The following is a 23,342-nucleotide window of genomic DNA, read 5'->3' on the forward strand; positions in this document are numbered from 1 at the left end:
GGCTCGTCGGTCGTCTGGATGCGAGTAGTGGCTCTATAGTCAGACGTTGCCCGAGTCCTCCGCGCGCCAGCCGTATTGGCGGGCATGGCGAACCAGATCGGCCGGCTTCTGGATATCCAGCTTGCGCCGGATGCTCAGGCGATGGGTTTCCACCGTGCGCACGCTGAGCTGCAGGCGCTGGGCCATGGCCTTGTTGTTGCAGCCCTGGGCCATCAATACCAGCACCTGGCGCTCGCGTGGCGTGAGTTCGTGTTCGCTGGCCCCCCCTTCGCCCAGGCGGGCGGCGATGGAGTCGCTGTAGAAGCGCCCGCCCACAGCCAGCGCCTCGACCGCGGCGATGATCTCTTCGGAGGGAGCATCCTTGAGCACATAGCCGGCCGCCCCGACGCGCAGCGAGGTGCTCACGTACTCGCGATTGTCGTACATGCTCAGGATCAGCACCCGGGCGCGGGGCGCCCGCTCGGCGATCTGGGCGGTCAGCTCCAGGCCGTTCATGTCCTTGAGGCCGATGTCCACCAGCAGGATGTCCGGATCCAGGCGCTCCAGCAGGTCGAGGGCCTCCTCGCCACTGCTGGCTTCGCCCACCACGGCGAAGCGCTCGATGGTGCCGAGCAAGGCCCGGACCCCGGCGCGGACCAGCGCATGGTCATCGACCAGGACGATGCGGATCGGCGTCATGTCGGACTCTCTTCGTCGGCGGGGAGGTCGGAGCGTAGCAGAACCACGTCCAGGGTCGTGCCGCCGGGCCCCGACTGGATGGCGCACCGCCCGCCGAACAATTCCACCCGCTCGCGGATGTTGCGCAGGCCGATGCCGCCACTGAGGTGGTCCACCTGGCTGGTGTCGAAGCCGCGGCCGTCATCGTGCACGGTCAGGCAGATCCAGCGGCCACGGCGTTGCAGATCGATGATGACGTGCCGGGCCGCGGCATGGCGTTCGATATTGGTCAGGGCTTCTTGCACGATGCGGAACAGGGCGACGTCCAGGTCGCCACCGGGCGGGCTGCCCTCCAGGCGCTGCCGGTAGTCCACCGTCAGCCCGCTGCGTTGACGGAATTCCTCGACCAACTGACCAAGGGCCGCGGGCAGGCCGAGGGTATCCAGCAGCGAGGGATGCAGATCGTGGGAGATACGCCGGATTTCACCGATGGCCGCCGCCAGTCGCTGGGTCCCCTCGCGCAGTGTCTCGCCGGCGCTGGCCTTGCCCGCGCCCAGTTCGCGGCTGGCCAATTCGAACTGGAACTTGATGGAGACCAGCAACTGGCTGATGCCGTCGTGCAGCTCCCGCGACAGGCGCGAGCGTTCCTCCTCCTGGGAGGTGATGAGTCTCTGGGTCAACTGCTTGAGCTTGCGGTCGGCCAGGCGATGCTCGCTGACGTTGAGCGTCAGTCCACCGGCGAACACCAGCAGCACCGCCACCAGGGCCACCCCGGCGCTGGCCAGCAGGGTGGTACGAATCCCTGCCGCCACGTCGTAGCGTACCTGGGCCAGGGCGGCGTCCACGTCGTCCAGATAGAGACCGGTACCGAGTATCCAGCCCCAACGCTGCAGCTGGGTCACATAGGCCAGCTTTTCCGCCATCTGGCCGCTGGAGGGCTTTTGCCAGCCATAGCGCTGGAAGCCATCACCCTGGCTGGCACTGCGCAGCAGCGCCTGGATTACCAGCAGGCCATTGCCGTCGGTGAGCCGCCAGAGATCCTGGCCGACCAATTCCGGCTGACGCGGGTGCATGAGGTTGCGCCCGTGCTGGTCGTAGACGAAGAAATAGCCATCGCTGCCGAAATTCAGGCTGGCCAGCAGTGCCAGTACCTTGGCCTTGGTCTCCTCATCGTTGCGCCCGCTGCCATAGAGCGGCTGGATGGCGCTGACGCCCATCTCCACGTAGTTGCGCAGTTCGGCCTTCTTGCTGCTGAGAATGCTGTGTTCGAGCAGGTGCGCCTGCTGTTCGCCGAGGCGCTGGCTCTGCTCCAGCACCACCAGGCAGACCGCCGCCACCGCCAGTAGCAGGGGCAGCAGTCCAAGGGCGACCATCTTGTATTTGAGCTGCATCGGGACTCGCCTGAGTGGCGTCTACGTAGAACTACGTAGTGGGCCTTGGGTAGTTCTGCGAATTTCGCTGTCGCGTCGAGCCGCCGATAGTAATATTGCTCCGCTGTGGGCTCTCAGAGCCTGTTCAAAGGCTGCTGCGCGTCGGCCAACCTGCGTTGAAAACGGCTTCGGAATGCTCATTTACCCTGCGTAAACTCCGCTTCCTCAGCCATTTTCGCCTTGTTTGGCTCTAGCTCGCGAGCCTTTGAACAGGCTCTTACAATAACAAGTATCGCCGTGGCCGCTCTTGCGCGCGCGGCAGGAGAATAAGAATGACCCGAATGGCCAGCCATCTAGCCTGGTTCGCCGTCGCCGTACTGGGCGCCTTCGCGCTGGGTACCGTGGCGCTGAGTCGAGGCGAAGCGATCAACGCCCTCTGGATCGTGGTCGCCGCCGTGGCGATCTACCTCGTCGCCTATCGCTACTACAGCCTGTTCATCGCCACCAAGGTGATGGGGCTCGATGCCAAGCGTGCCACGCCCGCCGTGCTCAACAACGACGGCCTGGACTACGTGCCCACCAACAAGCACATCCTCTTCGGCCACCACTTCGCCGCCATCGCCGGTGCCGGTCCGCTGGTGGGCCCGGTGCTCGCCGCCCAGATGGGCTATCTGCCCGGCACCCTCTGGCTGATCGCCGGGGTGGTCTTCGCCGGCGCGGTGCAGGACTTCATGATCCTGTTCCTCTCCACTCGCCGCAATGGTCGCTCCCTGGGCGACATGGTGCGCGAGGAGATGGGTCGCATCCCCGGCACCATCGCGCTGTTCGGCTGCTTCCTGATCATGATCATCATCCTCGCCGTGCTGGCGCTGATCGTGGTCAAGGCCCTGGCCGAGAGCCCCTGGGGCATGTTCACGGTGATCGCCACCCTGCCGATCGCCATGTTCATGGGTGTCTACATGAGATACATCCGCCCCGGCCGCATCGGCGAGATCTCGCTGATCGGCGTGGTGCTGCTGCTGGCTTCCATCTGGGCCGGTGGCGTGGTCGCCGCCGATCCGGTGTGGGGCCCGGCCTTCACCTTCACCGGCGTGCAGATCACCTGGATGCTGATCGGCTACGGCTTCGTCGCCGCCGTGCTGCCGGTCTGGCTGGTGCTGGCCCCGCGTGACTACCTGTCCACCTTCCTCAAGATCGGCACCATCATCGCCCTGGCCATCGGCATCCTGGTGACCATGCCGATGCTCAAGATGCCGGCCCTGACCCAGTTCGTCGACGGCACCGGTCCGGTGTGGAAGGGCACCCTGTTCCCCTTCCTGTTCATCACCATCGCCTGTGGCGCGGTGTCCGGCTTCCATGCGCTGATCAGCTCGGGCACCACGCCCAAACTGATCGCCAAGGAGACCCATGCCCGCTACATCGGCTATGGCGCCATGCTGATGGAATCCTTCGTCGCCATCATGGCCATGGTCGCCGCCTCGGTGATCGAGCCGGGTGTCTACTTCGCCATGAACAGCCCGGCTGCCGTGGTCGGTGCCGACGTGGTATCGGTGGCCGCCAAGATCAGCACCTGGGGCTTCGTGGTGACGCCCGAGATGCTGCAGGCCACCGCCACCGAGATCGGCGAGCACACCATCCTGGCCCGTGCCGGTGGCGCTCCGACCCTAGCGGTGGGCATCGCCCAGATCATGCACAACGTGCTGCCGGGCGAGAACACCATGGCCTTCTGGTACCACTTCGCCATCCTGTTCGAGGCGCTGTTCATTCTCACCGCGGTGGACGCCGGTACCCGTGCCGGGCGCTTCATGCTGCAGGACCTGCTGGGCAGCTTCGTGCCGGCGCTGAAGCGCACCGACTCCTGGACCGCCAACGTCATCGGCACCGCGGGTTGCGTCGCCCTCTGGGGCTGGTTGCTGTACCAGGGCGTGGTCGATCCGCTGGGTGGCATCAACACCCTCTGGCCGCTGTTCGGCATCTCCAACCAGATGCTCGCCGGTATCGCCCTGATGCTCGGCTCGGTGGTGTTGATCAAGATGAAGCGCCAGCGCTATGTCTGGGTCACCCTAGTACCGGCCGTCTGGCTGCTGATCTGCACCACCACCGCCAGCCTGATCAAGCTGTTCGATGCCAACCCGGCGGTCGGTTTCCTCGCCCTGGCCAAGAAGTACAGCACCGCCCTGGCCCAGGGCCAGGTGATCGCGCCGGCCAAGAACATGGACCAGATGCAGCACATCGTCTTCAACGCCTACACCAATGCCACCCTGTCGGTGCTGTTCCTGGTGGTGGTGATGAGTATCCTGTTCTTTTCCATCAAGGTCGGTCGCGCCGCCCTGGCCAAGCCCGAGCGTAGCGACCGCGAGACCCCCTTCCAGCCGGTGGCGGGTGTCTAAGGAGAATCCTCATGTTCAATGACCTGGGACGCATGGGCAAATATCTCGGGCAGGCCGCCAAGATGCTGGTGGGCATGCCCGATTACGACACCTACGTCGAGCACATGCGCAGCAAGCATCCGGATCAACCGGTGATGAGCTACGAGGCCTTCTTCCGTGAGCGCCAGGAAGCGCGTTACGGTGGCGGCAAATCGGGCGCCATCCGCTGCTGCTGACCCAGGATCGCTTCAAGGCCGGGCTCCATGCCCGGCCTCTTTCTGTCTGGAGTTTTCCATGAACGAACCCATTCCCGTCACGGTCCTGACCGGCTTTCTCGGCGCCGGCAAGACCACCCTGCTCAAGCACATCCTGCAGGCCGAGCACGGCCTCAAGATCGCCGTGATCGAAAACGAATTCAGCGCCCTGGACGTCGACGGCGAACTGCTCGAAGACGCTGGCGCCGTGCAGCTGATGAAGGTAGCCAACGGCTGCGTCTGCTGTACCGGCAGCAAGGACCTGGCCTATGCCCTGACCGTGCTGCTGGAACGCCTGGACAATGGTGAGCTGGATTTCGAGCGCCTGGTGGTGGAGTGCACCGGCCTGGCCGATCCCGGTCCGGTGGCCCAGACCTTCTTTACCGACGACCTCCTGCGCGAACGCTATCTGCTCGACGGGGTGCTCACCCTGGTGGACGCCGTCCACGCCAGCGAGCAACTGAGCGATCCGCTGTTGCAGGCGCAGATCGGGTTCGCCGATCGCCTGCTGCTGACCAAGCTCGACCTGGCCGAGCCGGCCGCCGTCGAGGCGCTGGAGAATCGCCTGCAACGCATCAACCGCCGCGCGCCCATCCGCCATGTCGACCATGGCCGCATCGAGCTGGCCGAGTTGCTGGATATTCGTGGCTTCAACCTGCACGACGAAGACTTGGCGCCACCGACCCTGTTTCGCCCGCTGCGGCCCGTGTCGGAAGCCATCAGCCTCACCGAACGCATCCAGTCCATCGCCATCCGCGAGTCGCGCCCCTATGACCAGGACAAGGTCGGCAAGGTCATGGAGATGCTGCTCGATACCCTCGGCTGCGACCTGCTGCGCTACAAGGGGCTGCTCAATATCGCCGGCGAGGAGCGCCGGCTGTTGTTCCAGGGCGTGCAACAGATCTACGCAGCCGACTGGGAGCGTGACTGGCTGCCGGACGAACAGCGCGAAAGCCGCGTGGTGCTGATCGGCATGGACCTGCCGGAAGAACGCATCCGCGCGGCCTTCGACCGGGCGGTGGCCAAGTAGACGTCAGGGCTCCGGCTGGCCGGTGCGACTGGCCAGTCGCTCCAGGGCGGCCTTGAGCTTGGGATCGCGGATACCCGCGGCCACCTCGCGCAGACTGTCGGCGCCCACCTGGCTCACCTGGCGCACGGGGCGCGTCCGAGTGGCGACGCCCGGGCTCGGCTGCATCTTGAATTGCACACGCATGAGGCCGGCGAATTCGGGCGCCTGTTGCAACAGGCGCAGCAGACGGCGCTGCTGATAGCGCAACCGCGTCGCCCAGTGGGCATCGTTGACCACCAACAGCAGGGTGCCGTCGCGCCAGCTGGCGACCCGGCAATGGGGGCGGGCGGCAGGCTGCAACTGCTCTTCCAGCAATTGCTGCAGGCGCCCCAGACGCTCGGCCTCGCGAAACAGCGCCTTGAGCGGTTTGGCCTGGCGGAGTAGGGCGGCGGGAGCGACAGCGGGAAGCGGACGAAAGGCCATGCGCAGGACTCGCGATGGGCGGAGGGAAGTCGTCGATGGTAACAGATCGCTCTGGCATCCTGGCGGCTGCTGTCCCATCGTTCTTTCCTCATCGGCATTTCCGAGTAGAATGCCCGATTACCATTGCGGGACACCGCGGGTTTCATCACCCGCGCAAAGGCGTCTGGCCAGGCTCTGCAGAGGCCTTGCCGCCCGTTTCGCGCCCCTCATTCCAGCGGAAGAATTCCAGTCGATATGTTTGCGCCTTTGTTGAAGAAATTCTTTGGAAGCAAGAACGAACGAGATGTCAAACGCCTAGGCAAGGTCGTCGTGGCCACCAATGCGTTGGAGTCCCAGATTGCCTCCTTGAGCGACGAGCAACTGCGCGCCAAGACCGAGGAATTCAAGCAACGCGTGGCCAAGGGCGAGTCCCTCGACGCCCTGATGCCCGAGGCCTTCGCCGTGGTCCGCGAGGCCGGCAAGCGGGTCATGGGCATGCGTCACTTCGATGTCCAGCTCATCGGTGGCGCCGCGCTGCACGAGGGCAAGATCGCCGAGATGCGTACCGGTGAGGGCAAGACCCTGGTGGGTACCCTGCCGGTCTACCTCAATGCCCTGTCCGGCAAAGGCGTGCACGTGGTCACGGTGAACGACTACCTGGCCCGCCGCGACGCCAACTGGATGCGGCCGCTGTACGAATTCCTCGGCCTGTCGGTCGGCATCATCCTGCCGTTCCAGCCGCCGGAAGAGAAACGTGCCGCCTACGCTTCGGACATCACCTACGGCACCAACAACGAGTTCGGCTTCGACTACCTGCGCGACAACATGGCCTTCAGCCTGGCCGAGAAGTACCAGCGCGAGCTGAACTTCGCGGTGGTCGACGAAGTGGACTCCATCCTCATCGACGAAGCCCGGACTCCGCTGATCATCTCCGGCCAGGCCGAAGACAGCTCCGAGCTGTACCAGAAGATCAATCAGCTGATCCCGCGCCTCAAGCAGCACATCGAGGAAGAGGAAGGCAATCCCACCCAGGTCGGCCACTACACCATCGATGAAAAGACCCGCCAGGTGGAAATCACCGAGCTGGGTCATCAGTACATCGAGGAAATGCTCACCGATACCGGCCTGCTGGCCGAGGGCGAGAGCCTCTACTCCGCGCACAACCTGGGCCTGCTGACCCACGTGTTCGCCGGTCTGCGCGCCCACACCCTGTTCCATCGCAACGTCGAGTACATCGTCCAACAGGACCAGGTGCTGCTGATCGACGAGCACACCGGCCGGACCATGCCGGGCCGGCGTCTTTCCGAGGGCCTGCACCAGGCCATCGAAGCCAAGGAAGGACTGCCGATCCAACCCGAGAGCCAGACCCTGGCCTCCACCACCTTCCAGAACTACTTCCGCCTCTACAACAAGCTCGGTGGCATGACCGGTACCGCCGACACCGAGGCCTTCGAATTCCGCCAGATCTACAACCTCGACGTGCTGGTGATCCCGACCCACCGGGCCATCGCCCGGAAGGACTTCAACGACCTGGTCTACCTGACCCAGGCCGAGAAGTACCAGGCCATCATCGAGGACGTGAAGCAGTGCCAGGCCCAGGGCCGTCCGGTGCTGGTGGGTACCGCCTCCATCGAGAGCTCCGAGTACGTCGACCAGCTGCTGACCCAGGCCGGCATCGAGCACAAGGTGCTCAACGCCAAGTACCACGAGCGCGAAGCCGAGATCATCGCCCAGGCCGGTCGTCCGGGCGCCGTGACCATCGCCACCAACATGGCCGGTCGCGGGACCGACATCCTGCTCGGCGGCAACTGGGAAGTCGAAGTCGCCGCCCTGGAGAATCCCACCGAGGAGCAGATCGCCGCGATCAAGGCTGCCTGGCAGGAACGCCACAAGCAGGTCATCGACGCCGGCGGCCTGCATGTGATCGCCTCCGAGCGCCATGAATCCCGCCGCATCGACAACCAGCTGCGCGGCCGTGCCGGTCGCCAGGGCGACCCGGGTTCCAGCCGCTTCTACCTGTCGCTGGAAGACAACCTGATGCGCATCTTCGCCTCCGACCGGGTGAAGAACTTCATGAAGGCCCTGGGCATGCAGGGTGGCGAGGCCATCGAGCACCGCATGGTCACCAACGCCATCGAGAAGGCGCAGCGCAAGGTCGAAGGCCGCAACTTCGACATCCGCAAGCAACTGCTGGAATACGACGACGTGGCCAACGAGCAGCGCAAGGTGATCTATCACATGCGCGACACCCTGTTGGCCAATGAAGACGTCGGCGACACCATCCAGGGCTTCCGCGAGGAAACCCTGACCCAGGTGATCAACGAGCACATTCCGCCGCAATCGCTGCCCGAGCAGTGGGACATCCCCGGCCTGGAAGCCGAGATCTACAGCGTCTTCGGCCTGCAACTACCCATTGGCCAGTGGCTGGACGAGGACGACAAGCTCTATGAGGACACCCTGCGGGTGAAGATCCTCCAGCAGCTCGAAGCCGCCTACATGGAGAAGGAAGATCTGGCCGGTCGCGAGGCGCTGCGCAACTTCGAGAAGCAGATGCTGCTGCGCGTGGTCGACGACCTCTGGAAGGACCACCTCACCACCATGGATCACCTGCGCCACGGTATCCATCTGCGCGGCTACGCCCAGAAGAACCCCAAGCAGGAGTACAAGCGCGAGTCCTTCACCCTGTTCCAGGAGCTGCTGGACAGCATCAAGCGCGACACCATCCGCGTGCTCTCCCATGTCCAGGTGCGTCGCGAAGACCCGGCCGAGGAAGAAGAGCGCATGCGTCGCGAAGCCGAGGCCCTGGCGCAGCGCATGCAGTTCCAGCACGCCGAGGCGCCTTCGCTGGTCGACCCCGAGGTGATCGGCGAAGAGCCGGGCGAGGACACCGTGGTGCCCCTGCAGCCCCAGCGCAACGACCAGAAGATCGGTCGCAACGAGCCGTGCCCCTGTGGTTCCGGCAAGAAGTACAAGCAGTGTCACGGTAAGCTCGACTGAGGGTTCAGGACTGCCAGCCGTCGCCTTGGGCGCCGGCGGTAGTCCGCAGCGGGTGGCAGCCCGTCGGCAGCGTCGACGCCAGGCTGTAAACTCCGCCCGCTAGGCTGTCTGCTTCAGGTTCTTCGCGTTGCCTCAGGGACGCGGGAATCTCGGTTTCCACGCCGCGACCGGTCTTTCCGCTCGCGGCGTTTCCTTTTCTTTCACTGGAGTTTTCCCATGGCTGTCGGTCTCGGTCCGCTCTCCACGCTGCACCCGGTTCCCGGTTTCGAACTCGGTATCGCCTCTGCCGGCATCAAGCGCCCCGGGCGCAAGGACGTGGTGGTGATGCGCTGTGCCGAAGGCTCCAGCGTAGCCGGTGTCTTCACCCTCAACGCCTTCTGCGCCGCACCGGTGATCATCGCCCGCCAGCGTTTCGCCGGTCCGGTGCGCTACCTGCTGACCAACACCGGCAACGCCAATGCCGGGACCGGCCAGTCAGGCCTGGCCGCCGCCGAGCGCACCACCAAGACCCTGGCCACCCTGGCCAGCGTCGGTGAGGAGGCGGTGCTGCCGTTCTCCACCGGCGTGATCGGCGAACCGCTGCCGGTGGAGAAGATCGAGGCCGCCTTGCCGGTCGCCCTGGCCGATCTGGCCGAGGATAACTGGGCCGCCGCCGCCACCGGCATCATGACCACCGACACCCTGCCCAAGGGCGCCAGCCGCCAGTTCCAGGTGGACGGCGTGACCGTCACCGTGACCGGCATCAGCAAGGGCGCCGGCATGATCAAGCCGAACATGGCCACCATGTTGGGCTACGTCGCCACCGACGCCAAGGTCTCCCGGGGCCTGCTGCAGGACCTGCTGGCCGATGCCGCCAACCGCTCCTTCAACCGCATCACCATCGATGGCGACACCTCCACCAACGACTGCTGCATGCTGGTGGCCACCGGCCGCGCGGCCATGGCGGAAATCGCCCAGCCCAGTGGCGAAGCCTTCGAGCAACTGCGCGAGGCGGTCTTCGCGGTGTTCGCCGAACTGGCCCAGGCCATCGTGCGCGACGGCGAGGGTGCCACCAAGTTCGTCACCGTGCAGGTCAACGGCGGCGCCAATGCCCAGGAGTGCCTGGACGTCGGCTACGCCGTCGCCCATTCGCCGCTGATCAAGACCGCGCTGTTCGCCTCCGATCCCAACTGGGGCCGTATCCTCGCCGCCGTCGGCCGCGCCGGGGTGCCCAACCTGGACGTCAGCCTGATCGACGTCTTCCTGGGTGGCGTGCAGATCTGCCATCGGGGTGGTCGCGCCGAGTCCTACACCGAAGAGCAGGGCGCACGGGTCATGGCCCAGGCGGAGATCGAGATTCGCATCGAGCTGGGTCGCGGTAGCCACCAAGAGACCATCTGGACCACCGACCTGTCCCACGACTATGTGAAGATCAACGCCGAGTACCGTACCTGACCGGCCGTACCTGACCGGCGCTATGGCGTGCGGCAGCCCCGCACGCCTGCTGTGGCCTTGATGGCTGCATCGTTTCGAGGAATCCCGCATGTCCCAGCTGCAACTCGTGATCGGCAACAAGAACTTCTCCTCCTGGTCGCTGCGTGCCTGGCTGGCCATGGAACTCAGCGGCGCCCCCTATGAAGAGGTGTCGATCCCGCTCTACACCCCCAACAGCCGATCCCTGCTCAAGGCCCAGTCGCCTACCGGCAAGGTGCCGGTGCTCAAGCTGGCCGAGGGGACCATCTGGGATTCGCTGGCCATCGTCGAATACCTGGCCGAAGCCTATCCCGACGCCGGCCTCTGGCCCGCCGAGACCCTGGCCCGCGCCCATGCCCGGGCGCTGTGCGCCGAGATGCACAGTGGCTTTCTCGCCCTGCGCCGCGAGCTGCCCATGGATCTGCGGCGCCGCCAGCGCCTGAAGTCGACCACGGCCGAGGCGGTGGAAGACATCCAGCGCATCCAACGGCTGTGGCGCGAGTGCCGCGAGCGTTATGGTGAGCAGGGCCCCTATCTGTTCGGCACCCCGACCATCGCCGATGCCTTCTATGCTCCGGTGGCGAGCCGCTTCCGCAGCTATGGCGTCGAGTTGTCGGCCGAGGCGGCCGCCTATGTCGAGACCATCTACGCCTGGCCGGCTTTCCAGCGCTGGCTGGCGGAGGCCGAAACGGAGGAACAGGACGCATGAGTCGTCTGCATGTCGTTGCCGCGGTGATCCGCAATCCCCAGGGACAGATCCTCATTGCCCAGCGTCCGGCGCACAAGCACCAGGGCGGGTTGTGGGAATTTCCCGGTGGCAAGGTCGAGGCCGGCGAGGCCCCGGCCGCTGCCCTGGCGCGTGAGCTGGTCGAAGAATTGGGCATCCAGGTGACGGCGGCCCGACCGCTGTTGCAGGTGCGCCATGACTATCCCGACCAGGCGGTGCTGCTGGACGTCTGGCAGGTGGACGCCTTTACCGGCGAAGCCTATGGCGCCGAAGGCCAGCCGCTGGCCTGGGTCGCCCCGCGCGAACTCGCCGGCTACGACTTCCCGGCGGCCAATAGACCCATCGTCCAGGCGGCGCGGCTGCCGGAGCGCTACCTCATCACGCCTGGTGAGTTGACCACCGCGGAATTGCTCAATGGGCTGCATCGGGCGCTGGACAGCGGCATCCGCCTGGTCCAGTTGCGCACGCCGGACAACTTCGATCCGCAGTACCGTGACCTGGCGGGTGACGTCCAGGGCCTCTGCACCGGTCGCGCCCAATTGATGCTCAAGGGGCCGCTGGAATGGCTGGGCGATTTCCCCGCCGCCGGTTGGCACCTGACCGCCGCCCAACTGCGTCTATATGCGCCCAATGGCCGGCCCTTCCCGGAGCAACGCCTGCTGGCCGCTTCCTGCCACGACGCTGAGGAACTGGCCCTGGCCCAGCAGATGGGCGTGGATTTCGTCACCCTGTCGCCGGTGATGCCCACCGCCAGCCATCCGGGCGCTCCGACCCTGGGCTGGGTCAAGGCCCAGCAATTGCTGGCCGACTGCAACCTGCCGGCCTACCTGCTGGGCGGCCTGGGCGACGAGGATCTCACCGGGGCCTGGCAGGCCGGCGCCCAGGGCGTGGCGGCGATCCGCGCGTTCTGGCCCACCTCCGCGTAGGTTGGGTTGAGCGCGAGCGAAGCCCAACGGTGCCTGGCTCGGCTGCGCTCCGTTGGGCTTTGACGATGGAGCCGTCTCAACCCAACCTACGAAAACCACATGAAAACCTACAGCCGCGGATAGTCGATATAGCCCACCGGGCCCTTGCTGTAGAAGGTATCCGGGCGCGGCTCGTTCAGCTCGGTGTCCTGCTCCAGGCGTTGCGGCAGGTCCGGGTTGGCGATGAAGGGCACGCCGAAGGCCACGGCATCGGCCTTGCCTTCCGCCAACCAGGCATTGGCCTTGGCCTTGTCGAACTTCTCGTTGGCGATGTACACGCCGCCGAAGGCCGCCTTGAGCTGCGGGCCCAGGCTGTCGCTGCCGGCCGCTTCGCGGATGCAGATGAAGGCCACCTGGCGCTTGCCCAGTTCGCGAGCGACATGGCCGAAGGTGGCGGCCGGATCGCTGTCACCCATGGTGTGCATGTCGCCACGGGTGGACAGGTGCACGCCGACGCGATCGGCGCCCCAGACCTCGATGCAGGCGTCGGTCACTTCCAGCAGCAGCCGGGCGCGATGCTCGATGGAGCCGCCGTAGGCATCGCTGCGCTGGTTGGTGTCGCTCTGCAGGAACTGGTCGAGCAGATAGCCGTTGGCCCCGTGGACCTCGACGCCGTCGAAGCCGGCGCGCTTGGCGTTCTCGGCGCCACGCCGGTAGGCGGCGACGATCCCCGAAATTTCTTCCGTCTCCAGCGCCCGCGGGGTGACATAGTCACGCTTGGGGCGCAGCAGGCTGACATGGCCCTGGGCAGGGATGGCGCTCGGCGCCACCGGCAGCTCGCCATCGAGATAGCTGGGGTCGGAGATACGACCCACGTGCCAGAGTTGCAGCACGATGCGGCCACCGGCCTTGTGCACGGCGGTGGTTACCCGCTGCCAGCCAGCCACCTGCTCGTCGGACCAGATGCCGGGGGTATCGGGATAACCCACGCCCATGGGGTCGACCGAGGTGGCCTCGGTGATGATCAGGCCGGCGGCAGCGCGTTGCACGTAGTACTCGACCATCAGGTCGCCCGGGACCCGGCCCGGTTCGGCACGACAGCGGGTGAGGGGCGCCATGATGACGCGGTTGGGCAGTTCCAGGGCGCCGATCTTGATCGGGTCGAACAGCTGAGTCATGGCTAGCTCTCTTGGTTAACTGGCGGTCGCCAGGCCGCTCTTGCGGGCCTGGCTGGCGGTCAGCAGGGTGGCGATGAGGGCCAGCAGGGCGAGCCCGCTGGCGGCGAGGGGTACCGCGGTGAGACCCAGCCCGTGGTCGATCACCAGGCCGCCGACCCAGGCGCCGAGGGCGTTGCCCACGTTGAAGGCGCCGATATTGAGGGTCGAGACCAGATTCGGCGCATCCTTGCCGAAGGTGACCACGTTGATCTGCAGGGCCGGCACGGCGGCGAAGGCGGCCGCGGCCCACAGGAAGAGGGTGATCTCGGCCGGCAGGAAGGCGTGGCCGGTCCAGCGCAGGGCGGCGGAGGTCAGCGCCAGGGCGACGAAGATGCCCACCAGGCTGGTGGCCAGCCGCCAATCGGCCAGGCGACCACCGATGAAGTTACCCAGGGTCAGCCCCAGGCCGATCAACAGCAGGGTGCCGGTCACGCCACGCGGCGAGACGCCGGTCACCTCCTGCAGCAGGGGCGCGACATAGGTGAAGAGGGCGAACATGGAGGCGGCGAAGAACACCGTCATCGACAGCGCCAGCCAGAAGCCGAGGCCGCGCAGGGCGAGCAATTCCTGGCGCAGGTCGGCGCGGGTCTGGTTGCGGTCGGCGGGCAGCACGCGCCATAGACCGAACAGGGCCACCACGCCGATGGCCGCCACGGCCCAGAAGGTCGAGCGCCAGCCAGCGGCCTGGCCCAGGGCGGTACCCAGGGGCACGCCCAGCACATTGGCCAGGGTCAGGCCGGTGAACATCAGGGCCACCGCCGAGGCGCGGCGATTCTCCGGCACCAGGCTCGCCGCCACCACGGCGCCGATGCCGAAGAAGGCGCCATGGCAGAGTGCGGTAACGACCCGCGCCAGCATCAGCATGTGGTAGCCGCTGGCCACTGCGCAGAGCAGGTTGCCGACGATGAAGATGCCCATCAAGGCGAGCAGGGCACGTTTACGTGGCCAATGGGCGGTAGCCAGCGCCATGAAGGGCGCACCGATGGCCACGCCCAGGGCATAACCGGTGACCAGCCAACCGGCGCTGGGGATGGATACACCCAGGTCCGCGGCGACGTTGGGCAGCAAGCCCATGATGACGAATTCGGTGGTGCCGATGGCGAAAGCGCTCAGCGCCAGCACGATGAGAGAAGCGGGCATGAAATTTCCTTGCACGGCTAGAGTTCACGGGCGAGACGTTGCAGGAATGCCTGGATGGCCGCCTCGTCGCGTTGGTAGAACACCCATTGACCAACCCGGCGCGTGGTGACCAACCCGGCCCGGGTCAGCACCGCCAGGTGCGCGGAGACGGTGGACTGCGAGAGCTCGGCCCGCGCCTCGATCTGGCCGGCGCAGACGCCCACGCTGGGGTCGTGATGCTGATGGGGGAAGTGCTGCCCCGGATCGCGCAGCCAGCTCAGGATCTGACAGCGCAGCGGATTGGCCAGGGCCTTGAGGATTTCGTCCATCAGAGTCGTATCGTCATATCGGAGTTTTACGAACCTTAGATCGCAAAAAATCGATGTGCAAGCTATCGATATTCGAATCTATCTATCGTTGGGTTAGAGGGTTGCTATCGCGATAAGTGTCCGGTGGCTGGTGTCTCGTTCAGTTGCGATTCAGATCCGCTGGCTAGAATCTCAACAGGCTGCGGCCCTGTCTGCCGCAATGGATCTTCAAGGAGTAAAGACATGGCGCTGTCTACCCGTATCATTCTCGCCAGCCTGGCCGTGGCTACCCTGGCCGGATGCGCATCCCCCAATCCCTACGAGAACCAGGGACAGGCCGGTGGTGGCATGTCCAACACCGCCAAGTACGGTGGCCTCGGAGCCTTGGCCGGTGCCGTCGCCGGTGCCGCCATTGACCACAACCATCGTGGCAAGGGCGCGCTGATTGGCGCCGCCGCGGTAGGTGCGGCGGCAGCGGGATATGGCTACTACGCCGACCGCCAGGAAGCCGAGTTGCGCCAGCAGATGCAGAACACCGGCGTGCAGGTACAGCGCCAGGGTGACGACATCAAGCTGATCATGCCGGGCAACATCACCTTCGCCACCGACTCGGCGAATATCGCCAGCAGCTTCTACAAGCCGCTCAACGATCTGGCCAATTCGTTCAAGCAATTCGACCAGAACAGCATCGAGATCGTCGGCTACACCGACAGTACCGGCAGCCTCGCCCACAACATGGAGCTGTCGCAGCGCCGGGCGCAGAGCGTGGCCAATTACCTGATCGCCCAGGGCGTTCCGGCGGCCCGCCTAAGCACCCGTGGGGCCGGCCCGGAAAATCCCATCGCCAGCAATGCCACCGCGGATGGCCGGGCGCAGAATCGCCGCGTCGAGGTCAATCTGCGCGCCCTGCCTGGAGCGACCGGTACCCCCGCCCAATAACGACCGTTCGTCGCTCGCCATCGGCAGTTTCCGCTGCTTCGTGAACCGCAGCGGAAACTGCTTTTTCATTTTGCGCTCTGATGCACGTCGCAAGGTGCCCTGGCTGCCAACCGGCAGGCGGCAGCTCTGTGCGTGGCTGCTAACCTAGGAAGGTTGGCGTGCTGCTTTTTATAGGGCTCACGACGGGAATGGCAGTCAGCCGCTTTCGATTGCTGCAGGGCGGCAGAGGCCGCGGGGAGAAGAGGCTTGATGGAGTGCCCGTTGCCGCAGATAGAGCAAGGCCCGGTATTGCTGGTCGTGGACGACCGCATGGAAAATCTGTTGGCCATGCAGGCGGTACTGGAGGTTGGTAACTGGCGTGTGATCACCGCCGCCTCGGGCGAGCGGGCCCTGCAATACCTGCTCGATGAAACCGTGGATCTGGTCCTGCTCGACGTGCAGATGCCGATCATGGATGGCTTCGAAGTCGCCCGCATCATGCGCAGCAATCTGCGCACCCGCTTCACACCGATCATCTTCGTTTCCGCCGAAGCCCATTCCTATGAATCCGTCCTGCGCGGCTATGCGACCGGCGCGGTGGACTACCTGCTCAAGCCCGTCGATCCCAATATCCTGAGGCACAAGGTTCGCTCGCTGCTGGATCACGAGCGTAATCGCCGTGAGCTGCTGCAGGCCACCCAGCAACTGGAGCTGGCCAAGTCCTTCAGCGACTCCCTGCTCGACAACGCCGCCGAAGGTATCCTTACGGTCAACGAACAGGGCCGGGTGACCTTCGCCAACGCCGCCATCGCACGCATGCTCAGGTGCAGCGTGAGCGATCTGGTGCATGCCAATTTCCTCGACTTCCTCGAAGGGGGCAGTGGTCTGGACGACTGGCAGACCTCGCCCTTCATGGAGCATTACGACCGCCGCGAAACCTATCGCCTGCACGACGCCCGGTTGCGCACCAGTCGCGGCGACAGCCTGCCGGTGGCGCTCTCCTGCGCGCCCTTGCCGCGCATGCAGCGCGCCATGGTCATCATCGCGCTGGACATGTCGCGCATGCGCGAGCTGCAGGACCAACTGGAATCCCAGGCCGTCACCGACGCCCTGACCGGTCTGCTCAACCGCCGCGGTTTCAACCAGACGCTGGAGGCGGCGCTGGCGCGCACCGGGCGTAACGGCAAGCGCATGGCGGTGCTCTACATCGACCTCGACGGCTTCAAGCGCATCAACGATTCCCTCGGCCATGAGGCGGGGGATCGGGTGCTGTGCATCGTCGCCGAGCAACTCAAGAGCTGCATGAGACCCTATGACATCCTGGCGCGCATGGGCGGCGACGAATTCACCGCGCTGCTCGACTCCCTGGAGCATCCCGAGGATGCCGCCCGGGTCGCCGAAAAGCTGCTGGAACTGCTGGCCACGGTGCATCGCATCGACGGTATGGAAGTCAGCCTGGGCGCCAGCATCGGCATCGCCAGCTATCCCGATTGCGGCCACACGGTGGATGGGCTGCTGAGATCCGCCGACATCGCCATGTACGAGGCCAAGCGCGGTGGTCGTCAGCAATACCGCTTCTTCTCGCCGGAGATGAATGGTCGCGCCCGTTCGCGGCTGATGCTCGAAGAAAGCGTGCGCAACGCCATCGACAACAAGGATTTCGTCCTCGCCTACCAGCCGCAGGTCTATCTGCGCGACGGCCGGCTGCGCGGCTTCGAGGCGCTGCTGCGCTGGGAGCACACGGTGGCCGGCAAGGTCTCGCCCAGTGTGTTCATCCCCCTGCTGGAAGAGACGCGGCTGATCAATCGCATCGGCGACTGGATCTTCCGCGAAGGCGCGATGAAGTTGCAGACGCTGCAGGAGATCTACGGCGACGAGTTGCTGCTGAGCATCAACCTCAGCCCGGTGCAATTCGGCATGCCGCAATTGGCGGAAAGCCTGCGCCAGATCATCGAGACCTACCATCTGCGGCCCGAGCAGATGGAAATCGAGGTCACCGAATCGGCCCTGATGCACGACATCGACTACACCCGCGCGCAGCTGTCGCAATTGCGCGCCCTGGGCGTGCGCATCGCGGTGGACGACTTCGGCACCGGCTATTCCTCGCTGGCCTATCTGCGCCACTTCGAGCTGGATACCCTCAAGATCGACCAGTTGTTCATCGCCAACATGCTGGATTCCTCCCGCGATGCGGCCATCGTCAGCACCATCCTCGAACTGGGCCGCAACCTGGATCTGGAAGTCATCGCCGAGGGGGTGGAAACCCTGGAGCAACGCGACTGGCTGATCGAGCACGGCTGCGAGATCATGCAGGGCTTCCTGGTCTCCCGGCCGCTGAGTGCCGAGGTGACCGGACGCTTCCCGCAGCAGGTGGACTGGGCCGCCCGCCGGCCCGAACCGACCCTGTAAGGGACCACTTGGCGGCAAGGGAGACCGATCCCCGTCGTTTGTCCCGCCGGCCTGGAGGCTAGGACAGGCAGGGCTCCAGACCCTTCGCCGCCGCTCGTTGCGGCCTTCTGGCGACTTGGCGTGGAAAATCACTGAACGAACCCTGGTCCGTGCCTTCTTATTGCAGTGGCCATTGGCACGGAGTAGCAAGCATGCGGGGCGCCGTCTTTCCATGGCGGGAAAACAATACCTTCGAATTGCTGGTGGACGGCGGGCGGTTCTTTCCTGCCATGCTCGACTCCATCGCGGGCGCCCAGCGCCAGGTCGATGTCGAACTCTATCTGGTGGAAGCCGGTAGCTGCTCCGAGCGCCTGCTCGTTGCCCTCACCGAGGCGGCCCGCCGGGGGGTGACCGTCCGCTGCCTGTTCGATGGCTTCGGCACCCTGCGCATGGACGCCGATCTGCGGCGACAGTTGGAGGACGCGGGTGCGGAGATCCGCATCTTCAATCCGGTGCGCTTCGGCCATGGGTTGCATAACCTGCACCGCGATCATCGCAAGATCTTCATCGTCGACGGCCATGAGGCCTTCGTCGGCGGCAGTGGCGCGACCGATGATTTCTGGAATCCAGCCGCCAGCGACTGCAATTGGCACGAGGTGATGGTGCGCATCCAGGGTCCGTTGGTGGAAGACTGGCTGGCGTTGTTCGAGCGGCAATGGGAGGCGGTACGCCGCCGCCGGGCCTGGAAGCCACGGCCCCGGCGTGGCCGGGAGCGACCACCGCCACCGCCGGTGGCCCAGGAAGGGCAGGGGCGGGTCGCCTACGCCGATGCCCGCCAGCACCGCGACATCCTGCAAGCCCTGATTCGTGCCCTGGTGGGCGGTCGCGAGCGCATCTGGTTTGCCACGCCCTATTTCCTGCCGACCTGGCGGGTCCGCTGGGCCCTGCGTCGTGCGGCCCGCCGCGGTGTGGACGTGCGCCTGCTGCTCACCGGTCGCCACACAGACAATCCGCCGGTCCGTTTCGCTGGACAGCGCTATTACCGCAGCCTGCTGCGTGCCGGGGTGCGGATCTACGAGTATCAGCCGCGTTTCATCCACGCCAAGATGGTGCTCGTGGATAACTGGGTGAGTGTCGGCTCGTGCAACTTCGATCACTGGAATCTGAGATTCAATCTGGAGGCCAATGTCGAGGCGGTGGATCGCGGCTTGAGCCAGGCCGTCGCGGCCAGTTTCGTCAAGGACTTCGCCCAGAGCCGGGAGATCACCCTCGACTTCTGGCGCAGTCGTCCCTGGTGGCTGCGCGCCCGCGAATGGCTGTGGGGCTCGCTGGATCGGCTGGTGATCGGTGTACTGGGGCGCGGTTAGCAGCTCCGGCTGTTATGTACGGGTAACATAACCGGCCCGGCGCCATGGGCCGGACCTAGCGTCCAGCGGACGAGGCCAGACGAGTAACGCCTTAGTGCAGACTTTAGATAAACACCGCTTCATCGGTCTGGAGTGGCTCAGGTTCCTGATGGGTTTCTATGTGGTGGTCTACCACACCATCCATTTCTACCCAGAGCGCAAGACCATCCCCCTGCTGGACGAGATCACCAGCATGGGCTTCTTCGCCACCAGTACCTTCTTCGTGCTCTCCGGTTTCCTGCTCGCCCATGTCTATTGCGGGCGCGGCAGCCTGCGCGAGCCGGGCCGCAGCTTTCTGATCAAGAGATTCGCCAACCTTTATCCGATCCATATCTTCGCACTGTTGCTGTCGATGGCCGTGGTGACCTGGATCGGGAGCCTGGGCATTCAGCCGGAGGCGGCCACTGCCAGCGTGCGCTTCGTGGTGTTCGATACCAACGAGGCGCTGGCGCGCACCAATCCCGAGTTGTTCCAGCATTTCATGGGCAACATGGAGCTGGCCTTCAATGCGGTACTGCAACTGTGCATGCTGCAGGCCTGGAATCCCTACTACCTGACCTTCAATGCGCCCCTGTGGTCGATTTCGGCGTTGTTCTTCTTCTATCTGACCTTTCCCAAGCTGGCGCCCCGGCTGATGACCAGCGAAAGACCCTGGCAACTGTTGCTGTTGATCTGGGTGCTCTACCTGATCCCGCCGGTGTTGGTGATCATCCACCAGAACTACGGCATGCCCTTCACTGGCCTGTTGCAGCGGGTACCGCTGCTGCGGCTGCCGGAATTCCTCGCCGGCATCCTGCTCTACGCCCTCTTCCGGCGCCAGCACGAGCGGGGTTGGACGCCGTCCGAGCGGCAGCGGGTGCTATTGGCGAGCTATCTGGTGCTGAGCTTCGCCGTGGGGACGGCGCTGTTCACCCATGGGCCCAAGTTCTGGTACTTCCTCTTCCACAACGGCCTGTTCCTGCCGTCGCAGCTGATCCTGGTGTACCTGGCGGCGCTGGCCCAGGAGCCGGCCAACGCCTTGATCCGCCACTGGTCGCCCCGGCTGGGTGGGGCGTCGCTATCGATGTTCGCCCTGCACGTCCCCCTGTCGGGCATCTACATGACGCTGGAAAAGTTGCTCGGCGGCGATCCCAAGGCCTGCTTGAGCGGCAACTGGCAGACCTGCATTGCCGCCGCCGGCGCCCAGACCAACTCCATCGAGTGGTACTGGCTGTTCCTGTTGCTGGTGGTGGTGCTCTGCGTGCTGTTCCAGGAGCGGCTGGTGGTGCCGACCCGCAAGCGTATCCTCGCCGTGCTGCTGCCGCGCCTGGCGCCGCCGCAGAAGCCCTCCCAGGCTAGCGGCGGAAGCCTGCGGCCATGACGAAGAAGCGGGCGTTCAACGCCGCCAGGGGCTCGCGTAGCTGCGCCAGTTGATCGGCTGCACCGAACACCTCGAAGCGCTCCAGGGTGGCGATGGCCTGGGCCTGTTCGAGCAGATCGCCGACGTTGTCCAGGTGCGCCAGCAGCGCCTGGGCATCGCGATAGCCCTCGCGGCAGCGCGCCGTGGTGCCGTCGTAGCAGAAGCCATAGTAGAGGCAGCCAGGCTCGTTGCGGGTCCGCTGCAGCATGGCCTCTCCCAGGCGCTTGAACGCCTCGAGCTGATCGGGCTGGACGGCGAACACGGGGGCCAGGCTGCAGACGGAATCGCTGGGATGGGTGGGCATGGAAGCCTCCGGAGTCAGGGATGGTCTGCATGCGACCCCGGGCGCCGCGTGGCGCTCCCGCCGGCTGACGGACGTCAGGCGCCGACCTGGGCGATCCAGTCGTTCAGGTTGTAGTAGTTGGTCACCCGCGCCACCTTGCCGTCGCGGATCTCGAAGAAGGCGCCCACCGGCAGCTCGTAGGTCTGGCCCTTGGCCTCGGGCAGACCCTCGTCGGTGACCAGGTATTCACCGTGGATGATGAATTCGGCGGCCGCCCGCTGGCCACTGGGCTCGGCCATCACCACCAGGTCGGTCAGGCGCTCGCGATAGCAGCGATTCATGTGGGTCATGAAGGTGGCGAAGGCGGCCTTGCCTACCTGGCGCTCCCCCTGGTTGATGTCATGGACCACATCCTCGGTGAGCAGCTCCAGGAAGATGTCCATGTCGCCGGCGTTGAAGGCGGCGTAATAGGCATCGATGAGGTCGGTCGTGGTCATGGCAGCTCCTGTCGTTGGCGAAAAGATGCGATTGCCGGCGCATGGTAGGGTGCCTGGACGATCCCGACATAGCCATTCACGTCTCCTGCTTAACCAGAAGAGTCCATGGACATCCAACTCATCCACGGCGCCGCCATCGCCGCCCAGATTCCCGAACTCGCGGAACTGCGCATCGCTGTCTTTCGCGAATACCCCTATCTCTACGACGGTACGCTGGATTACGAGGCGCGCTATCTGCAAACCTATGCCGCCGCCCCGGACAGCCTCTGCGTGCTGGTCCGCGACGGCGGACGGGTGGTGGGGGCGGCTACCGCCCTACCACTGGCGGACGAAACCGTAGAATTCCAGCAGCCCTTCCGCGCGGGCGGTTGGCCGGTGGAGCGGATCTACTATTTCGGTGAATCCCTGTTGCTGCCGGCCTACCGGGGGCAAGGGCTCGGACGGCGTTTCTTCGCCGAGCGCGAGACGCGGGCACGACAACTGGGGCGTTTCGCTTGGTGCGCCTTCTGCGCCGTGCAGCGCCCGGACGACCATCCGCGCCGTCCGCCGGGCTATCGCCCTCTGCACGGCCTCTGGCACAGCCAGGGCTTCGCCGAGCATCCGGAATTGACCACCCACTATCTGTGGCAGGATCTCGACGAGGTCGCCGAATCGCCCAAACCCATGACCTTCTGGCTCAAGGAATTGCCATGATCCGCCTGGCCGCTTGCCAATACGCCATCGAATTGCTGGAGACCTGGGACGCCTATGCCGCGCACCTGACCGAACTCTGCGAGGAGGCCGCCGCCGAGGGCAGCCAGCTCCTGCTGCTGCCCGAATACGCCGGGCTGGTGCTCAGCGGCCAACTGCCGCCCGCCGAGCGCAGCGACCTGCAGGGCTCCATCGCCGGTATCCAGCCGTTGCTGCCCGCCTGGCGCGACCTCTGCGAGGGCCTGGCGCGCCGGCTGCAGCTCTATCTGCAACCCGGTTCGCTGCCCGTGCTCGATGACGATGACCGGTACCGCAACCGGGCTTGGCTATTCGGTCCTGAAGGCTGCCTGGGTTATCAGGACAAGCTGATGATGACCCGCTTCGAGCGGGAGGAATGGAATATCGTGGGCGGCCGCGAAGGCTTGCGCGTCTTCGATACGACCTTGGGGCGCCTCGGCATCCTGATCTGCTACGACAGTGAATTCCCCTTGCTGGCCCGCCATCTGGCCGAGGCCGGTGCTGACCTGATCCTGGTGCCGAGCTGTACCGATACCGTCGCCGGCTTCCACCGGGTGCGGGTGGGGGCCCAGGCGCGGGCGCTGGAAAACCAGCTCGCGGTGCTGCAGGCGCCGACGGTGGGATTGGCACCCTGGTCGCCCGCGCTGGACGAGAACGTCGGCCGGGCCGGGCTCTTCGTCCCGCCGGATCGGGGCATGCCGGCGGACGGGGTGATCGCCCAGAGCGACGCCCTCTGTCCTGAATTCAGCCAGTGGCTCCATGCCGAGGTCGATCTGGACGAGGTGCGGCGGGTGCGGACCCATGGCCAGGTGTTCATCCGCCGTGACTGGCCGGAGCAGTGGCAGGTACTAGAGGCCGGTCACTGAATGAAAAAAGCCCAGCACTGAGGCTGGGCTT

The 23,342-nt window shown here is 65.5% G+C and carries 20 protein-coding genes and 1 pseudogene; 13 read left to right on the plus strand and 8 right to left on the minus strand.

Going from position 1 to position 23,342, the window contains the following annotated elements; genetic code table 11:
* Window positions 1-39: 39 nt before the first annotated feature.
* Both CCZ28_RS20335 and CCZ28_RS20340 read right to left on the minus strand, forming a co-directional pair.
* Entirely contained in the window at window positions 40-678 is a 639-nt protein-coding gene (locus CCZ28_RS20335; RefSeq protein WP_140220604.1) for a response regulator, read from the minus strand.
* Window positions 675-2,048: a cache domain-containing protein gene (locus tag CCZ28_RS20340; RefSeq protein WP_140220605.1), complete on the minus strand. Its 1,374-nt coding sequence runs from the start codon at window positions 2,046-2,048 to the stop codon at window positions 675-677. The genes CCZ28_RS20335 and CCZ28_RS20340 overlap by 4 nt, the downstream gene beginning before the upstream one ends.
* A 311-nt stretch (window positions 2,049-2,359) precedes the next feature.
* Between CCZ28_RS20340 and CCZ28_RS20345 the strand changes: the two genes are divergently transcribed.
* From CCZ28_RS20345 to yjiA, 3 genes are read left to right on the plus strand one after another with little or no spacing between them, the layout of a single operon-like run.
* Window positions 2,360-4,417 carry a carbon starvation CstA family protein gene (locus tag CCZ28_RS20345; protein ID WP_140220606.1) on the plus strand — a complete coding sequence of 686 codons (2,058 nt, stop codon included), beginning with the start codon at window positions 2,360-2,362 and terminating at the stop codon, window positions 4,415-4,417.
* Window positions 4,418-4,428: 11 nt separating this feature from the next.
* Window positions 4,429-4,632, plus strand: coding sequence for a YbdD/YjiX family protein (locus CCZ28_RS20350; protein WP_058760219.1), 204 nt, complete (start codon window positions 4,429-4,431; stop codon window positions 4,630-4,632).
* Window positions 4,633-4,690: 58 nt separating this feature from the next.
* The gene (yjiA, locus tag CCZ28_RS20355) at window positions 4,691-5,680 is read left to right on the plus strand and encodes a GTPase (RefSeq protein ID WP_140220607.1); all 990 of its coding nucleotides are present in this window, start codon (window positions 4,691-4,693) and stop codon (window positions 5,678-5,680) included.
* A 3-nt stretch (window positions 5,681-5,683) separates the two neighbouring features.
* On the opposite strand, the gene CCZ28_RS20360 is transcribed toward yjiA, so the two are convergent.
* Window positions 5,684-6,142, minus strand: a complete 459-nt coding sequence (locus tag CCZ28_RS20360) for a DciA family protein (RefSeq protein WP_140220608.1) — start codon at window positions 6,140-6,142, stop codon at window positions 5,684-5,686.
* A 234-nt stretch (window positions 6,143-6,376) separates the two neighbouring features.
* On the opposite strand from CCZ28_RS20360, the gene secA reads away from it, so the two are divergent.
* From secA to CCZ28_RS20380, 4 genes are all read left to right on the plus strand, one after another.
* Window positions 6,377-9,118, plus strand: a complete 2,742-nt coding sequence (gene secA / locus CCZ28_RS20365) for a preprotein translocase subunit SecA (RefSeq protein ID WP_058778800.1) — start codon at window positions 6,377-6,379, stop codon at window positions 9,116-9,118.
* Window positions 9,119-9,334: 216 nt separating this feature from the next.
* Window positions 9,335-10,552 carry a bifunctional glutamate N-acetyltransferase/amino-acid acetyltransferase ArgJ gene (argJ, locus tag CCZ28_RS20370; protein ID WP_140220609.1) on the plus strand — a complete coding sequence of 406 codons (1,218 nt, stop codon included), beginning with the start codon at window positions 9,335-9,337 and terminating at the stop codon, window positions 10,550-10,552.
* Between the two features lie 88 nt (window positions 10,553-10,640).
* Window positions 10,641-11,279 carry a glutathione S-transferase family protein gene (locus CCZ28_RS20375; RefSeq protein ID WP_140220610.1) on the plus strand — a complete coding sequence of 213 codons (639 nt, stop codon included), beginning with the start codon at window positions 10,641-10,643 and terminating at the stop codon, window positions 11,277-11,279.
* Window positions 11,276-12,223 (plus strand): Nudix family hydrolase, encoded by a 948-nt coding sequence (locus CCZ28_RS20380; RefSeq protein ID WP_140220611.1) that lies wholly within the window; start codon window positions 11,276-11,278, stop codon window positions 12,221-12,223. Before CCZ28_RS20375 ends, CCZ28_RS20380 begins: the two co-directional genes overlap by 4 nt.
* Before the next feature lie 107 nt (window positions 12,224-12,330).
* On the opposite strand, the gene CCZ28_RS20385 is transcribed toward CCZ28_RS20380, so the two are convergent.
* Genes CCZ28_RS20385 through CCZ28_RS20395 form a run of 3 tightly spaced genes read right to left on the minus strand, consistent with a single transcriptional unit; the run spans window position 12,331 to window position 14,867 of the window.
* Window positions 12,331-13,380 carry an alkene reductase gene (locus CCZ28_RS20385; protein WP_140220612.1) on the minus strand — a complete coding sequence of 350 codons (1,050 nt, stop codon included), beginning with the start codon at window positions 13,378-13,380 and terminating at the stop codon, window positions 12,331-12,333.
* Window positions 13,381-13,395: 15 nt separating this feature from the next.
* Entirely contained in the window at window positions 13,396-14,559 is a 1,164-nt protein-coding gene (locus CCZ28_RS20390; protein ID WP_140220613.1) for an MFS transporter, read from the minus strand.
* Window positions 14,560-14,576: 17 nt separating this feature from the next.
* Window positions 14,577-14,867 carry an ArsR/SmtB family transcription factor gene (locus CCZ28_RS20395; RefSeq protein WP_140220614.1) on the minus strand — a complete coding sequence of 97 codons (291 nt, stop codon included), beginning with the start codon at window positions 14,865-14,867 and terminating at the stop codon, window positions 14,577-14,579.
* A 199-nt stretch (window positions 14,868-15,066) separates the two neighbouring features.
* Here CCZ28_RS20395 and CCZ28_RS20400 point away from each other — a divergent pair.
* The 4 genes and pseudogenes from CCZ28_RS20400 to CCZ28_RS20415 all read left to right on the plus strand — a co-directional run bounded on the left by CCZ28_RS20400 (window position 15,067) and on the right by CCZ28_RS20415 (window position 20,918).
* Window positions 15,067-15,785, plus strand: a pseudogene (locus CCZ28_RS20400) (OmpA family protein).
* 249 nt (window positions 15,786-16,034) lie between these two features.
* On the plus strand, window positions 16,035-18,173 hold the full coding sequence (locus CCZ28_RS20405) for a putative bifunctional diguanylate cyclase/phosphodiesterase (protein WP_193756358.1): 2,139 nt from the start codon (window positions 16,035-16,037) through the stop codon (window positions 18,171-18,173).
* A gap of 191 nt (window positions 18,174-18,364) precedes the next feature.
* The gene (locus CCZ28_RS20410; protein ID WP_140220616.1) at window positions 18,365-19,519 is read left to right on the plus strand and encodes a phospholipase D-like domain-containing protein; all 1,155 of its coding nucleotides are present in this window, start codon (window positions 18,365-18,367) and stop codon (window positions 19,517-19,519) included.
* A 94-nt stretch (window positions 19,520-19,613) separates the two neighbouring features.
* A complete protein-coding gene (locus tag CCZ28_RS20415) occupies window positions 19,614-20,918 on the plus strand; it encodes an acyltransferase family protein (RefSeq protein ID WP_140220617.1) in 1,305 nt (434 codons plus the stop codon).
* Here CCZ28_RS20415 and CCZ28_RS20420 read toward each other — a convergent pair.
* Complete coding sequence (locus CCZ28_RS20420; protein WP_140220618.1) at window positions 20,893-21,261, minus strand: putative quinol monooxygenase; 369 nt, start codon at window positions 21,259-21,261, stop codon at window positions 20,893-20,895. The two genes, CCZ28_RS20415 and CCZ28_RS20420, sit on opposite strands and share 26 nt — an antisense overlap.
* Before the next feature lie 74 nt (window positions 21,262-21,335).
* Window positions 21,336-21,737 carry a ketosteroid isomerase-related protein gene (locus CCZ28_RS20425; protein WP_140220619.1) on the minus strand — a complete coding sequence of 134 codons (402 nt, stop codon included), beginning with the start codon at window positions 21,735-21,737 and terminating at the stop codon, window positions 21,336-21,338.
* A 105-nt stretch (window positions 21,738-21,842) separates the two neighbouring features.
* Here CCZ28_RS20425 and CCZ28_RS20430 point away from each other — a divergent pair, with 105 nt between their 5' ends.
* Both CCZ28_RS20430 and CCZ28_RS20435 read left to right on the plus strand, forming a co-directional pair.
* On the plus strand, window positions 21,843-22,430 hold the full coding sequence (locus CCZ28_RS20430; protein ID WP_140220620.1) for a GNAT family N-acetyltransferase: 588 nt from the start codon (window positions 21,843-21,845) through the stop codon (window positions 22,428-22,430).
* The gene (locus CCZ28_RS20435; protein WP_140220621.1) at window positions 22,427-23,311 is read left to right on the plus strand and encodes a carbon-nitrogen hydrolase family protein; all 885 of its coding nucleotides are present in this window, start codon (window positions 22,427-22,429) and stop codon (window positions 23,309-23,311) included. The genes CCZ28_RS20430 and CCZ28_RS20435 overlap by 4 nt, the downstream gene beginning before the upstream one ends.
* The last annotated feature ends 31 nt before the right edge of the window (window positions 23,312-23,342 follow it).

The sequence above is a fragment of the Pseudomonas oryzihabitans genome (assembly GCF_006384975.1).
Classification (GTDB): domain Bacteria; phylum Pseudomonadota; class Gammaproteobacteria; order Pseudomonadales; family Pseudomonadaceae; genus Chryseomonas; species Chryseomonas psychrotolerans_B.

Coding starts and splice junctions, on each gene's coding strand:
- CCZ28_RS20335 (WP_140220604.1), bottom strand. CDS start 678: ATGACGCCGATCCGCATCGTCCTGGTCGATGACCATGCGCTGGTCCGC.
- CCZ28_RS20340 (WP_140220605.1), bottom strand. CDS start 2,048: ATGCAGCTCAAATACAAGATGGTCGCCCTTGGACTGCTGCCCCTGCTA.
- CCZ28_RS20345 (WP_140220606.1), top strand. CDS start 2,360: ATGACCCGAATGGCCAGCCATCTAGCCTGGTTCGCCGTCGCCGTACTG.
- CCZ28_RS20350 (WP_058760219.1), top strand. CDS start 4,429: ATGTTCAATGACCTGGGACGCATGGGCAAATATCTCGGGCAGGCCGCC.
- yjiA (WP_140220607.1), top strand. CDS start 4,691: ATGAACGAACCCATTCCCGTCACGGTCCTGACCGGCTTTCTCGGCGCC.
- CCZ28_RS20360 (WP_140220608.1), bottom strand. CDS start 6,142: ATGGCCTTTCGTCCGCTTCCCGCTGTCGCTCCCGCCGCCCTACTCCGC.
- secA (WP_058778800.1), top strand. CDS start 6,377: ATGTTTGCGCCTTTGTTGAAGAAATTCTTTGGAAGCAAGAACGAACGA.
- argJ (WP_140220609.1), top strand. CDS start 9,335: ATGGCTGTCGGTCTCGGTCCGCTCTCCACGCTGCACCCGGTTCCCGGT.
- CCZ28_RS20375 (WP_140220610.1), top strand. CDS start 10,641: ATGTCCCAGCTGCAACTCGTGATCGGCAACAAGAACTTCTCCTCCTGG.
- CCZ28_RS20380 (WP_140220611.1), top strand. CDS start 11,276: ATGAGTCGTCTGCATGTCGTTGCCGCGGTGATCCGCAATCCCCAGGGA.
- CCZ28_RS20385 (WP_140220612.1), bottom strand. CDS start 13,380: ATGACTCAGCTGTTCGACCCGATCAAGATCGGCGCCCTGGAACTGCCC.
- CCZ28_RS20390 (WP_140220613.1), bottom strand. CDS start 14,559: ATGCCCGCTTCTCTCATCGTGCTGGCGCTGAGCGCTTTCGCCATCGGC.
- CCZ28_RS20395 (WP_140220614.1), bottom strand. CDS start 14,867: ATGGACGAAATCCTCAAGGCCCTGGCCAATCCGCTGCGCTGTCAGATC.
- CCZ28_RS20405 (WP_193756358.1), top strand. CDS start 16,035: ATGGAGTGCCCGTTGCCGCAGATAGAGCAAGGCCCGGTATTGCTGGTC.
- CCZ28_RS20410 (WP_140220616.1), top strand. CDS start 18,365: ATGCGGGGCGCCGTCTTTCCATGGCGGGAAAACAATACCTTCGAATTG.
- CCZ28_RS20420 (WP_140220618.1), bottom strand. CDS start 21,261: ATGCCCACCCATCCCAGCGATTCCGTCTGCAGCCTGGCCCCCGTGTTC.
- CCZ28_RS20425 (WP_140220619.1), bottom strand. CDS start 21,737: ATGACCACGACCGACCTCATCGATGCCTATTACGCCGCCTTCAACGCC.
- CCZ28_RS20430 (WP_140220620.1), top strand. CDS start 21,843: ATGGACATCCAACTCATCCACGGCGCCGCCATCGCCGCCCAGATTCCC.
- CCZ28_RS20435 (WP_140220621.1), top strand. CDS start 22,427: ATGATCCGCCTGGCCGCTTGCCAATACGCCATCGAATTGCTGGAGACC.